Annotated in this window: 13 protein-coding genes; 10 read left to right on the top strand and 3 right to left on the bottom strand. The window is 50.9% G+C overall.

The features are described from left to right. Positions 1–4 precede the first annotated feature (4 nt). The 8 genes from BLP80_RS06980 to BLP80_RS07015 all read left to right on the top strand — a co-directional run bounded on the left by BLP80_RS06980 (position 5) and on the right by BLP80_RS07015 (position 7,258). Entirely contained in the window at positions 5–520 is a 516-nt protein-coding gene (locus BLP80_RS06980; protein WP_256324990.1) for a TadE/TadG family type IV pilus assembly protein, read from the top strand. Next, on the top strand, positions 517–993 hold the full coding sequence (locus BLP80_RS06985) for a TadE/TadG family type IV pilus assembly protein (protein ID WP_090541701.1): 477 nt from the start codon (positions 517–519) through the stop codon (positions 991–993). Before BLP80_RS06980 ends, BLP80_RS06985 begins: the two co-directional genes overlap by 4 nt. A 41-nt stretch (positions 994–1,034) precedes the next feature. Then, positions 1,035–2,201: a CpaE/TadZ family protein gene (locus BLP80_RS06990; RefSeq protein WP_090541703.1), complete on the top strand. Its 1,167-nt coding sequence runs from the start codon at positions 1,035–1,037 to the stop codon at positions 2,199–2,201. Positions 2,202–2,258: 57 nt separating this feature from the next. After that, the gene (locus tag BLP80_RS06995; RefSeq protein WP_090541705.1) at positions 2,259–3,635 is read left to right on the top strand and encodes a TadA family conjugal transfer-associated ATPase; all 1,377 of its coding nucleotides are present in this window, start codon (positions 2,259–2,261) and stop codon (positions 3,633–3,635) included. Between the two features lie 9 nt (positions 3,636–3,644). Then, complete coding sequence (locus tag BLP80_RS07000) at positions 3,645–4,619, top strand: type II secretion system F family protein (protein WP_090541707.1); 975 nt, start codon at positions 3,645–3,647, stop codon at positions 4,617–4,619. A gap of 76 nt (positions 4,620–4,695) precedes the next feature. Next, positions 4,696–5,643, top strand: a complete 948-nt coding sequence (locus tag BLP80_RS07005) for a type II secretion system F family protein (RefSeq protein ID WP_090541709.1) — start codon at positions 4,696–4,698, stop codon at positions 5,641–5,643. A gap of 13 nt (positions 5,644–5,656) precedes the next feature. Next, complete coding sequence (locus BLP80_RS07010; RefSeq protein ID WP_090541711.1) at positions 5,657–6,157, top strand: tetratricopeptide repeat protein; 501 nt, start codon at positions 5,657–5,659, stop codon at positions 6,155–6,157. Positions 6,158–6,160: 3 nt separating this feature from the next. Continuing rightward, positions 6,161–7,258, top strand: a complete 1,098-nt coding sequence (locus BLP80_RS07015) for a LytR C-terminal domain-containing protein (RefSeq protein ID WP_090541713.1) — start codon at positions 6,161–6,163, stop codon at positions 7,256–7,258. A gap of 95 nt (positions 7,259–7,353) precedes the next feature. On the opposite strand, the gene BLP80_RS07020 is transcribed toward BLP80_RS07015, so the two are convergent. Then, positions 7,354–8,916 carry a GTPase family protein gene (locus tag BLP80_RS07020; RefSeq protein WP_090541715.1) on the bottom strand — a complete coding sequence of 521 codons (1,563 nt, stop codon included), beginning with the start codon at positions 8,914–8,916 and terminating at the stop codon, positions 7,354–7,356. Next, positions 8,913–10,136 carry a YcjF family protein gene (locus BLP80_RS07025; RefSeq protein ID WP_090541718.1) on the bottom strand — a complete coding sequence of 408 codons (1,224 nt, stop codon included), beginning with the start codon at positions 10,134–10,136 and terminating at the stop codon, positions 8,913–8,915. The genes BLP80_RS07020 and BLP80_RS07025 overlap by 4 nt, the downstream gene beginning before the upstream one ends. 371 nt (positions 10,137–10,507) lie before the next feature. On the opposite strand from BLP80_RS07025, the gene BLP80_RS07030 reads away from it, so the two are divergent. Then, a complete protein-coding gene (locus BLP80_RS07030) occupies positions 10,508–11,521 on the top strand; it encodes a Kelch repeat-containing protein (protein ID WP_090541720.1) in 1,014 nt (337 codons plus the stop codon). Positions 11,522–11,661: 140 nt separating this feature from the next. Continuing rightward, positions 11,662–12,078 carry a hypothetical protein gene (locus BLP80_RS07035; RefSeq protein ID WP_090541722.1) on the top strand — a complete coding sequence of 139 codons (417 nt, stop codon included), beginning with the start codon at positions 11,662–11,664 and terminating at the stop codon, positions 12,076–12,078. Between the two features lie 135 nt (positions 12,079–12,213). Here the strand turns inward: BLP80_RS07035 and dksA are convergent, their stop codons facing one another. Next, complete coding sequence (gene dksA, locus BLP80_RS07040; RefSeq protein WP_090541724.1) at positions 12,214–12,636, bottom strand: RNA polymerase-binding protein DksA; 423 nt, start codon at positions 12,634–12,636, stop codon at positions 12,214–12,216. Positions 12,637–13,067 lie beyond the last annotated feature (431 nt).

A 13,067-nucleotide genomic window follows, 5' to 3' on the forward strand; every position in this document is an offset into this window, starting at 1 on the left:
GATCATGCATAGACAACACTACACGTTACCCAAAGCAATGCGCGGCGCAGTCGCGGTGGAATTCGCATTATTGATCCCACTGCTGCTGGCACTCGCACTCGGGGCAGCCGAATTTGGCCGAGCGCTGTATCAATACAACACGCTCGTCAAGGCCACGCGCGATGCGGTACGGCATCTCTCTCAATTCAATCCGGCAGATACCCTCACTTATTCCAAAGAAAAGAGTAATGCCGAATGCCTCGCGGTATATGGCAAAACCGAGTGCAAAGGAGATCCTTTGGTGCCAGGGCTAACTACTGACTTAGTTTTTATTTGCGATAGTATAAACACAGAAAACGGCTGTAAAACTATTGACAATTACGCAAATGTTTCTACTGATGCTGGTTCAAAAATTAACTTAGTTGAGGTAGGCATTACCCGCTATATCTTTAATTTTATACTCGATCCGCGCACGTTCCTGGGCGGCGGCGAGAATTCGCTCACATTTGGTGATATTCGCGCAACGATGAGGCAATCATGAAAGTTCCCCAACAATTTAATCCAAAATCCACATCAGCTCAGCGTTTCAGTCAGCGTGCAGCTCAACGTGGGGTAGCGGCTGTTGAATTCGCCTTGATTGCCTCACTGCTGTTCACACTGCTGCTTGGCGTCATGGAAATGAGCCGGGTGCTGTTCTACTGGAACACGGCCACGGAAGCGACACGGCTGGGGGCACGGTTAGCAGTCGTGTGCAATCAGGATGCCAGTGCGATCAAAACGAAAATGCGGGCGATGTTAGGGGTGCTCACGCCTGGCAATATCACTGTCGATTATGCAGACGAGGCTGGTAACAGTTGTGATGTCAATACCTGCAGATCCGTCACCGTGAGGATCACTGGTTTAACGGTTTCCACCGTGATTCCGTTGGTGCCGCTGAACATCACCATGCCGCCCTTTACCACGACGCTGCCGCGCGAGAGCATGAATAGCGCCAACAATCCGGATTGCACCTGAAATAGTATGAATAAAATAGCTGTGCCAGCAAACAGAGGAGTATGAAATTGAAAATCGCAACGATTGCACAAGATCAACAATGTCTGGATGATATTCAGAAGTTCCTTGCGCACACCCAGACATCGCATCCGCCGGTAGCCATAACAGGCGGCGCGCAACAAATCCCGGCGGTGGTCGAACAGGTACACCCGGATCTGCTGCTGCTGGAGGGCGTGCAACTTAACCCAGGGGAGCAGCAAATTCTCAGCCGGGTGACTTCGCGTTTCCCTGATTTAGGAGTCATTATGCTGTGCCCGCCTCAACCGCAGGAATTTCTGCTCGAGGCGATGCGCGTGGGGGTGCGCGAAATCGTCCCGACCCCTGTCAGCCAGCATGGGCTGATCGATGCAGTCGGGCGTTTCCAGCAAAGAATGACGATGGCCAGAACGCCGATGCAGGAGGGCAAAATACTGGCGTTTATTCCCTGCAAGGGTGGCAGTGGCGCAACCTTTCTGGCGAGCAACATTGCCTATACTCTGGCGTCACTGGAAAACAAGCGGGTGATCCTGTTCGATTTCAATTTGCAGTTTGGCGATGCCTCTCTGTTCGTTCACGAAGGGGTATCGACCACTTCCATTGCGGATGTCACCCGGCAGATTCAGCGGCTGGATGGCTCGTTTCTCTCTTCCAGCTCGATTCATGTGCTGCCTAATTTCGATGTGCTGCCCGCTCCGGATGAGCCTGATAAGGCGGCAGAAATAAAACCGGAGCATATCAAGTCGTTGATCCAGGTCGCCAAAAAACACTACGATTATGTCATTCTGGATATCGGACGCTCGTTCGATGCCATTTCAATTCAGTGCCTGGATCAGGCTGACTTGATCTTCCCGGTATTACAGCAGACCTTGCCTTTCATCCGCGATGCGAAGCGTGTCATCAACACGTTTGACTCGTTAGGCTATTCCGCTGACAAAATCCGCTTGATCGTGAACCGCTTTGGCAAAAAAGACGACATTACCCTGAACGATGTGACCAGCACTTTACAGTTGGAAGTGTTCAAGGCGATCCCTAACGACTATAGCATCGTCGCCGAATCGGTCAATCAGGGCATACCGGTCACCAAGCTGGCGCGGCGCAGTGCAATAGCGAAATCATTACAGGAAATCACGCAAGCGCTGACGCGTAATAATGCGCATGGCGGGCTGCTCAAAAAACTGTTTCCTTTTTAGCGCAGAAACCACGCATCCCATGAAAAATCACTTATTTATTTTTATGGAACCCTCATCATGTCAATACGAGATCGCCTTCAGGGTATAGGAGCGGCCAATGCTGCCGCCACTCAATCCGCATCCGCTATACCAGCACATAACCATGCGGCTTTGCAGAATAACGCGGTCTATCATGAATTGAAGTCCCGCATCCACGAAGGGCTACTCAACCGGATGGATTTGGCCGTCATGGAAAGCCTGCCGCAAGAACGGCTGTTGTCGGAAATCAAGAGCCTGGTGGAGCGGCTATTGATCGAGGAACGCACCCCGATCAATGATACTGAACGCCAGCGCATCATTCAGGATATTCAGCACGAAGTACTCGGGCTCGGTCCGCTCGAACCGTTGCTGGCTGATCCCACGATTTCGGATATTCTGGTCAACACTCATCGTCAGGTTTATGTCGAGCGGCGCGGAAAACTGGAAATCACCGATATTCATTTTGCCAACGAAGGCCACTTGAGAAAAATCATTGACCGCATTGTTTCGCGGGTCGGACGCCGGGTGGATGAGTCGAGTCCGATGGTGGATGCGCGGCTGCCCGATGGCTCGCGTGTCAACGCGATTATTCCACCGCTGGCCCTCGATGGCTCGCTGGTCTCGATCCGGCGTTTTGCCGTGGTCCCGCTCAGAGTGGAGGATCTGATACGCTACAAATCGATGACGCCAGAAGTGGCTGAAATCATCAGCGGATTGGTCAAGGCAAAATGCAGCATATTGATTTCAGGGGGTACGGGGAGCGGTAAAACGACATTGCTCAATATCATGTCCAGTTTCATCCCTCCCTCCGAACGGATCATCACCATCGAAGACGCCGCCGAGCTGCAATTACAGCAACCGCATGTGGTCCGTCTGGAAACACGCCCGCCCAACGTGGAAGGCAAAGGCGAAGTCTCTCAGCGCTCACTGGTGCGCAACAGCCTGCGGATGCGCCCTGACCGGGTCATCATCGGCGAGGTGCGCGGCGCGGAAGCCGTCGATATGCTGCAAGCCATGAATACCGGCCATGAAGGCTCCATGGCCACGGTCCATGCCAATACCCCGCGCGATGCGCTGAGCCGGATCGAGAACATGGTCGGTATGGCGGGACTCAATCTGCCACCCAAGGCAATCCGCCAGCAGATCAGCTCGGCGATTGTTGCCGTCGTTCAGGTCTCGCGGCTGCCCGATGGAAAACGCAAGATTTTAAGCATTCAGGAGATTACCGGCATGGAAGGCGATGTCATCACCATGCAGGAAATTTATACATTCGAGCAAACGGGCGTAGCGGCGGATGGATCCGTACAGGGGCATTTCCGTGCAACGGGTATCCGTCCCAAGTTTGCCGAGCGCTTACGGATATTTGGTGTTCCTGTCCGGGAAGATTTGTTTGATCCTTCCCGGCGATATGAATAAGGAATAGTCATGGATTACCTTTATTATTTATTCATCGCGTTTGCCTTTCTTGCAGTCGTGCTATTGCTGGAAGGAGGCTATCTGACCTGGCGCTCCAGCCAGGGAGCGGGGGCAAAGCGCATCAAAAAACGGCTGCAGCAGGTTTCTGTGGCCTGGAAGGATGCAGCCAATGCCTCCTTGCTCAAACAACGCCTCTTGAGCGACTCCCCTCCCCTGCAAAAACTGCTGCTGAAATTCCCACGCATGCACAGTCTCGACCAGTTATTGCTGCAATCCGGCATGCCGCTGATGGTCACGCAATTCCTGAGCTACAGCGCCATGACCGGCATAGGCGCCATGGCCATGGCTGCGCTGCTGGGCTGGCCATTCCTGATCATGTTGCTGTGCGCGGCGGGGGGCGCCCTGATTCCCTATTTCTTTGTAGTCCGGGCAAAAAATGAGCGCCTGAAAACAATCGAGCAGCAATTGCCGGAAACCATCGATCTGATGTCGCGCGCCTTGAAAGCAGGGCATGCCTTCCCGGGTGCATTACAAATGGCGGCGACTGAAGGCGTTGAACCTTCCGCCAGTGAATTTCGCCTGGTATTCGATGAAGTCAATTTTGGCGTTCCCATGCAGCATGCGCTGATGAATCTTGCGACACGGGTGCCCATCACCGATTTACGTTACTTTGTCATTGCGGTGCTGATTCAGCGCGAAAGCGGCGGTAACCTGGCGGAATTGCTTGACAAAATCAGTGGATTGATCCGCGCCAGGCTTACGCTGTTAGGCAAAATTCGCGTCCTGTCAGCGGAAGGACGGCTATCCGCCTGGATCCTTTCGTCGCTGCCTTTTGCAATGGCTTTATTGCTTAACACGATCAACCCAGATTTCATGAGCATCTTGTGGACAGATCCAGCAGGGCCGATCATCATTGCAATTGCCCTGGGCATGATGGTTACCGGCATTTTTGCCATGTCGCGCATTATCAAGATTCGCGTCTAAATGATGTTAAGTCAATAAAAGACGGCCATGTATCCACTCCCCTCTCTTTTCTATCCGTTCTAGAGGCAACCCTATAATGATTTCTGCACAGACTGCTTTTTTGATCATGATTTTTCTGGCGGTGGCAGGCGTTACTTACGCAATCATGCTCGTATTCGCGCCTCGCGCCACCAAAACGCGTCTGAAGAAGATTGTTGCCCAGGATAATGGGCTGAACAATGGCGACAAAACAGAGAATGAATGGAAAGAAGCAATGGTCAAGATATCGCAGCCATTGGCGAAGCTTTCCCTGCCCGACAAGGATTGGGAGAAATCTGTATTACGGACTCGCTTTTTACATGCGGGCTACCGCTCCAGTTCGGCACCAATGATTTTTTTTGCTGCCAAGACATTGCTGACGCTGGTGTTCCCAGCAATCTTCCTGTTGTCTGCTGGCATTGGCCGGTTGGAGTTGAGCACCAATACGGCCATCCTGGTACTGCTGGTGCTGGCAGCAATTGGTTTCTACTTGCCTAATGTAGTGCTGGCGCGCCAAATTGCCATGCGCCAGCGCGAGCTGTTCGAGAACTTTCCCGATGCGATCGATCTGATGACCGTGTGCGTCGAGGCAGGACTGGGGCTGGATGCGGCGCTGGCCAAGGTAGGCGAAGAAATACAACTGAGCAGCAAGATTCTAGCTGAGGAGATTTATCTGGTCGGACTGGAATTACGCGCGGGCGCATCCAGGGAAAAAGCGCTGCGTAATCTTGCCTTGCGAACCGGTGTCGAGGAAATCGAGGCGCTGGTTGCCATGCTGGTGCAGGCTGACCGCTTTGGCACCAGCACTGCCGCCTCCTTGCGCGTCTACTCCGATACCCTGCGCACCAAGCGCCGCCTGCGCGCAGAAGAAGCCGCAGCCAAAATCGCGCTGAAGTTGCTTTTCCCGCTTATTTTTTTCATTTTTCCTTCATTGATGGTCGTGGTGTTAGGACCCGCTTTCATCAGCATCTATCGCAGCCTGCTACCTGCACTGGCAGGCCAATAACGGAGAGGATGTCATGTTCAAATTAACACAGCTATTGTGGATCCTGGCTTGCCTGTTGCTGTTAGTAGCATGCGCCGCTCAACCCGGCAAAAACAAGCTGGGATCGGCAGACAATACCGGTAAGGATAGCCAGCAGATCGCCCGTGATCTCGAAAAAATGTATCAATTAGGCCGCAGCTATCAGGATGAAGCTCAATTCCCGGAAGCCATCACGGCTTATGAGAACATCCTGGCTATCGACCCCAATTATGCTGAAGCCCACAATGGACTCGGCGTCATTTATTCCATCCAGGGGAAATTCGAACCCGCGCTGCAGCATCTCCAGAAAGCAGTGGCATTGGCGCCGCTGGCGTCTCACTTACATAATAATCTGGGCTATACCTATCTACTGCTGGGGCAGGAGCCCGAAGCCATCAGCGCGTTTGAACAAGCGTTACGGCTGGACCCTGAGAATTTCAAGGCACGCGCCAATTTAGCCGCTATCCGTAATAAGGCCAATATCACAGGAGAATAGATTATGCGCGCTAACAAACAAAAGCTCGCCTGGACAATCGGTTGCTTATCGGTTCTGGCAGGCTGCTCATCCCTTTATTCCAGTAAGGAATACGCTGCGCTGCAGATCAAGCCGGTAATGCATGTCCAGCATGCCGACACCCGCGCCCAAAATCTGTATCACCTGGGACGGTACCATCATAGGAAAGCCAGCTATGCAGACGCCATCGCAGCTTATCAAAAAGCGCTGGCAGCCAATCCCGATTATGTAGAAGCTCACAATGGCCTGGGCGTGATCTATTCCTCGCAAGGACAATACCCATTGGCCTTGGAGCATTTCCAGAAAGCCATCGAACTCACTCCCACGGCAACCTATCTGCATAACAACCTCGGCTATGCCCATCTGCTGCAGGGACAAAATAGCGAGGCAGCGGCTGCATTCCAGGAAGCGCTTCACTTTGATCCCCGCAATCATAAAGCACGCCGGAATCTGGCTACCGCACATAAACGCATGGGATTGAACGAGCCAGTCGCGGTTTCTTCACCTGAGGCGAAGAAACCCGAAGAAAACCTCTCCAGCATCCCGCAAACACAGCCGGTACAACCGGTACAACCCAGCGCCAATCAGCAGCAACTCGTGCAGGTTGCATCTAACATTTATGAATTCAAAAGCGATCAGGAGCAACCCAAAGCGGCGGCACCCCTTACCGCGCCGACTATTCATCCGGCTCCTATCGCGCATCATCATTCAGAAAAACCGGTCTCTGAAAAATCAGTATCCGTAGCACAAAATAAACGTATCGAAGTCTCCAATGGTAATGGCGTAACCGGTATGGCCAAAAATATCGCCCTCTTTCTGAAACGATTCGGGATTGACAATGCGCGCCTGACTAATCACCCAACATTCCAGCAAGCGCAAACTGAAATACATTACCACTCAAGTGCCTCTATGCTCGCTGAGCAAATCAGCCAGATCATGCCAGCACAGATCAAAATAGTAGAAAACAATAAGCTTGCCGAGGGGATTCACCTGAAAATACTGCTGGGTAAAGATATTGCGAGCGAGGTTGCTTATTTCACCAAAGAGGCGAATATGCTCCTTGCCCAGAATCAGCGTTTATAAAAATCAATCACTCCTTTTAGCCCGAATATTTCATAAATTCACGTGCCAATTTATGAAATATTCGGGTTAATGCCAATGGGAACGGTCAGGCTTCATCACTCCCCGGAAGACTTACCCAATCTGTCAGGTAAACTCCACAGAAAACGGCCGGTGCTGATCAGTTGGCGGCGTAGCAAAGCCCAATCTTCCGCGCGTTTCTTCGCATCCAGGCAACGCAGTAGCCGAACTCTGAGTGCGGCGTCCTGATGATGCAGGATCGCTGCCCAGAGCGCGTCATTTACGTTGTAAACCCGCCCTTCCTTGAGACAAACCGGAATTACCTGCTCGACCGGTACCGCAAGATCGGTCGCAACGGTCTGCAGCGCAGCACGAATGCTGATGGCTTTGACATCCTGTTGGTTGCTCAGGTCATAAGGGGGTTGCCATGCGCTTGCTGGCCGCAACAGGTCGATATGGCTCATGACGACCAGCATGGGGGGCAAACGGCGATTCAATTGGGTAGCCTGGAAGATGCGTAAAGCGTCCAGGCAATGACGCTCGGTCTGCCGATCAGGACGATTGGCCGGGCTGACCCACAAGATCAAATCAGCATCCAGCGCAGCGGTATGCATCTGCTTCTCATTGAAGCGCGTGCTGTCACAGCCTGGGCTATCGAAGATCAACGCCTGGGTGAGCCCTTCGCGTTGCAGCACAAAAGGGGTGATCGTGCGCGTGGTATCCGGCAAGATATCGGTGGCCGTGGTGAGTTTCCCGAACAGCGCATTGATCAGGCTTGATTTGCCCGCATTGGTTCGTCCCAGCACGAGGATGCGCAATGGCTCTTCAGGCGCGGCGGCAGTTTGTTCAATCTTGTTCAAATCAGCATGGGAAACGGGTGTTTGCGCCATGGCCGGTTTTGTGGCCTCATCCATTACCACCGGTTGGCGACCGCTGTAGAGATCAATCGCATAGTAGCCAACCTTGCGTATATAAGCACGCAAGAACCAGCGGTGCAGCTCGCTCTGAGCCATACCGAAACTGCGCTCCCGCAGATGTTGCCAGATCTCGCCAAACAAGGCATTCACCGGATTGATCAGCACTCTGCCCGCCCGGTAAACATTGTATGCCTGCTCTGCTTTAGCTTTCCAGCGATGCAGGCGGAGCATATCACCAATGGTCAGGAGATCACTGAACGGTATATTCTCAGTCATATCCTTGCGTAAGTCGCGGCTCGCCTGCTCGATGATCAACAAGGTATGCGGAACATTGAGTTCCAGGAATGGTTTCTCGGCTTGGGGGTAATAGCATTGTGATACCGTATCCAGCGTGCGCCTGCCCAATCCCAGGATCCAGGAAGCATCTTCGATCGGCCAATCCTTGGGATCGCAGGCTTCCGCCAGCTTCTCGACCTGCTGCCAGACGGCTTCCGCTTTCGGTGGCCAGTCCGGGTTGGGCTCGGTAGCGATTTCATCGAGCAGTTGACGGTCACGCCGCGCCAGCCAATGTTGCAAACCATAGCTGAGCGCACTGAATACCGCCATAGCGATCACCCAGTAAAGCAGATTGCCCGTCTGCCACAACCATAGCACCCCTAATCCGAATACCGTCAGCGTTGGCAGCCCTAATAAGATCAGCGCAAATAATCGCAGAGGTTCAATCCGTTGCAGTAATGTCTTCATTTACCGCGTAATCGCTCCTTAAGCAGGGAAGCGCCACTTTCCAGCGCTTCCACGTAGATTCGCCGCAGCGTATCAGGATCGACATTAAGACCCTCCTTACGCCGCGTGAAAAAATAAACCGCAGCCTTACCCAATGCATAAGTCGTCGCGCCGCTCGCGCTCGCGCCCCATGCCGCCCCTATTGTTTGCCCCAGAACAGGAATGACTTTGGTAACCGCACGACCTACCATTCGCGCCAGGTAGCTAGATGCAATCCCTACCCCCACCAGGGCAAGAAATTCCGTGATGGCGCACTTATCCCAGCGCTGCCCGTACAGGACTGCCAGGCCGTGCAGAAGCTTTGCCTGGACTGTAGACACGGCAACCAGATCCACCACCGGCAGGGCCCCTACTCCGGCTGCCGTTAGCGAATAGCCAACAATGTGCTGATGGGCGGTACGCTCATAAAGATCACGCACTTCTTTCTCACTGGTCAACTGGTGCTGCAAGCCAAGGGGCAACATGAATTCAATGGCTTGCCACAACGCTTCCAGACCGTAATTGGGTGGCTCAAAACCATCCTCAGGTAAAGTCAGATCCACAGCCACCCAACGTGCCGGGGTGGCGCCAGGCAACTTTTCTGCGGCAGCGCGCTGTGCGAGCAAAGCTCGCCGCAGTTCGACTGGAAGGGTATTCGGCAAGGGTTCATCACCATAGGGCCAGGGGAGAATATGCTTGCTGTCAGCTGGATACAGTTCATGCAGGCCAGTTTGCACCATCAGCAAAGGCCATTCAGGGTGACGTTGACGAACTGTCCGCAGCACTTCAAATACAGGCTCCTGATGCATATCGGCCACCTTCATCACTGCCAGCAGCAAATGCGCCTGAGATTCGCAATAATGCACATCATCATTCGGATCATAGGCAACCTCTCCGAGACCCCGTGTATCCAGAAACCGGACCACTGGCATATCCCCCGGGCAATCATAAAAGCGGGAATAGCGTGTGCACGGCTGAAATCCATTGCCGATCTCGGCGGCTTCGTTACCAGTCAATGCACGGATGATCGAAGTTTTACCTGCCTGGGTTTTGCCTAGTAACCACAATACCGGCAGCGGCATCTTTTTCCGCGCTTCGCGCAAGGAGGCCTCCAGCGCGGCTTCGTCTACTTTAGGGTCGAGTAGAACTGACTGGAGCTGTTTCCAGTATTCTGGCCAGTTTCTGAGATTATCAAATTTCATCAATATGAATTAATCCGTTGATTACCAGATAGATAAGTATTGCTATGCTTCTTTTGAACACTATTCTACGCGTTTTGCGGATATTGCCATCGGTAAACTCAAAGAATTTGATTTTTCTGGTAATGCCATGACGGCAACGCAAAATTCGGTTTTGATCATCCCTCATCCAGCCTTCTCCCAGCGGGAGAAGGTATAGCTATAGCTGCCAAATTTTGAGGTACGATGAGTATACTTCAAGCAGGTATGGAATGCGCTGGATACGGCGGGTATCCCTTTCATCCTGCATTAACTCACGCGAATTTATGAAATATTCGGGTTAAGGCGAATACAATGGTTTTCTTCGTGTCGATAACTCTCTGGAGGAATTTTCCATGTTCAATTCCAAGCTTTTCATCATTACAGGCGTTCTTTTTCTGAGTCTGACAACATCGGATCTGATTTTTGCTGATACATCCCAAGCTGGCACATGGGCTACGGCTTCTCCTGCTCCCAGCAAGCGGACGGAAGTGGTCGCAGCCGCAGTCGAAGGTAAGCTATATGTGGCTGGCGGTTTTAGTGAACCCAGTCTTCAGAATGTACTGAAATTCGCTATCAGCAGCGACGTAGAGGTATATGACCCTGTTTCTGACTCCTGGTCGATCACCACACCTCTCCCGGAAGGACGGCACCATGCTGGCATAGCCTCACACAATGGCTTGTTGTATGTAATCGGTGGATTTACCAAGTCTTTCTTGTCCATCTGGCATGCGACCCCAACAGTTTATCAATATAATCCCTCAACGAAAGAATGGCGCGAATTAGCTCCCATGCCTACTGCCCGTGGGGCATTGGGTGTCACCGTTTATCAAAATCGCATCTATGCCATCGGGGGCTATGATGGCCAACGCAACTCTGGCGCGGTGGAAATTTTTGATCCAGAAACAAATACGTGGTCGTCTGCCGCTTCGATGCCTACCCCGCGAGACCATTTGGCGGTTGTAACGGCTGGATCTCGAATCTATGCCATCGGCGGCCGGCCTGATCTGGATTATCATCATAATATCGGGACAGTCGAAGAATACGATCCCCATACCAATCAATGGCGACCACGGGCTAGCCTGCCTACCGCCCGGAGCGGCATTACCGCTGGCGTAATCGATGGCTGGATCTATGTGGTTGGTGGTGAATCTGAAGAAGGCACCTTTGCCACTAATGAGGCGTATAACCCGGCTAAAGATCAATGGCATACGATGACGCCCATGCCGACGGCACGCCATGGACTCGGTTCTGCTGTAATCGATGGACGTCTTTATGTGATTAGCGGCGGACCGACACCTGGCGGCTCATTCAGTCAAGTAAATGAGGTCTTCACACCGCCGCCCACTCACGGTAGTTCACGCCAGTGAATCAAGAACCATGAGGGATTATGAAAACCGAATTTTGAAGTACGATGAGTAGTTCTTGAATTTCACCCTACGGGAGCTTGCTTTTGGCGTAATATATTGCCTCACTTAGAAAGCTCGTTTGTTAGATTTTGGAGGCATAAATGGATATTTGGAGCATGATATTTGGCTTGATCGTAGGGGTAGCAATCGGTGCCATTGGTGTAAATTTGTGGAATTCCCATGTAAACAATCAAGCTATTGCAAAAGTAAATAACCTGTTTGAGCAACTGTGGCATCAGCATGCTCATCTTTTTCAAGAGATGAAGCAGGATATGGATAATCCCGATTACAAGTTTCAGAGAGAATTTTATGTTCTCAAGAAAAATCAGCGTTTCAGCTTGAGTCTTCCAAGATCTTGCCTGGTATATTTCTTGGAGGAGCATGATGACTTAGCGCATCAGTTAAAAACTTTAGAATCTTATGATTTGATTAGCAATGTAACTGAGCCTGGTAAGGATCTTGCTAAATACCAATTCAACGAAAAATTTGTCGAATTACTTCGTAGAAAAAATATTTAGCTTGCAAAGGGAAGCAATGAGAAGCAAAGGCCACTGACTAAAAGACAGCGGCCTTTTCCATTTGATCAAAACTATTCCGATAGTTGACATGGACATAGTTTTGATTCTAAAAAGTAAAAAAACCTTAAATAGCCTTTATTTGGCTAACTGCTTTTCTTTTATTTCTTCCAGCGTTTTACAATCAATGCAAAGTGAAGCTGTAGGGCGTGCTTCCAGTCGTTTCAATCCTATTTCAATACCGCAGTTATCACAATAACCATATTCACCCGCATCAATTTTTGCGAGTGTTTCATCAATTTTCTTGATCAGCTTTCGTTCCCGGTCTCGATTACGCAACTCAAGCGTCATATCAGATTCCTGACTGGCTCTATCATTAGGATCAGCAAAAACCGTCGCTTCTTCTTGCATGACGTGAACCGCCCGATCTATTTCTTGACCGAGTCCGATTCTGAGATCTTCTAAAATCTTGCGAAAATATGAAAGCTGCTCAGCACTCATATAAAGTTCGCCTTTTTTGGGTTTGTAAGAAACAGCTGGTTTATGTAATTCGTGTTGCATTCCGAAAGCTCCTATTCTTTTAATTCTTATCAATAATCAAAAATAGAGGAATAACAGAAAAAGATAGATATAGCAAGTCTGCATCTGTTTACTAGCCCGAATATTTCATAAATTCGCGTGATGATCACGCAGGATTTTGATTAATAGGGAAGTTTTGAGAAAGAGGGGTGTAGTGATTCATACACCCGACTGAGTAAAATCTTTCTTATTAATCAATAAGACAAGTGAGGGCACGTGCCAATTTGTGAAATATTCGGGCTAGATCACTAAAATCTGTTTTGCTGATTAGCGAGAGAGGTAGAACCATTTTAACGGCGCGCCATTATATACTCATCGCATACATGGACGCCCACTTTTTGCCAAGCTTTCAGTTAATGATTTTGAGAAAGTAAAGATTGCTGCCATACATCCGGACTTTTTATAAAGGCATA

The organism is Nitrosomonas sp. Nm132, from assembly GCF_900100485.1.
Classification (GTDB): Bacteria; Pseudomonadota; Gammaproteobacteria; order Burkholderiales; family Nitrosomonadaceae; genus Nitrosomonas.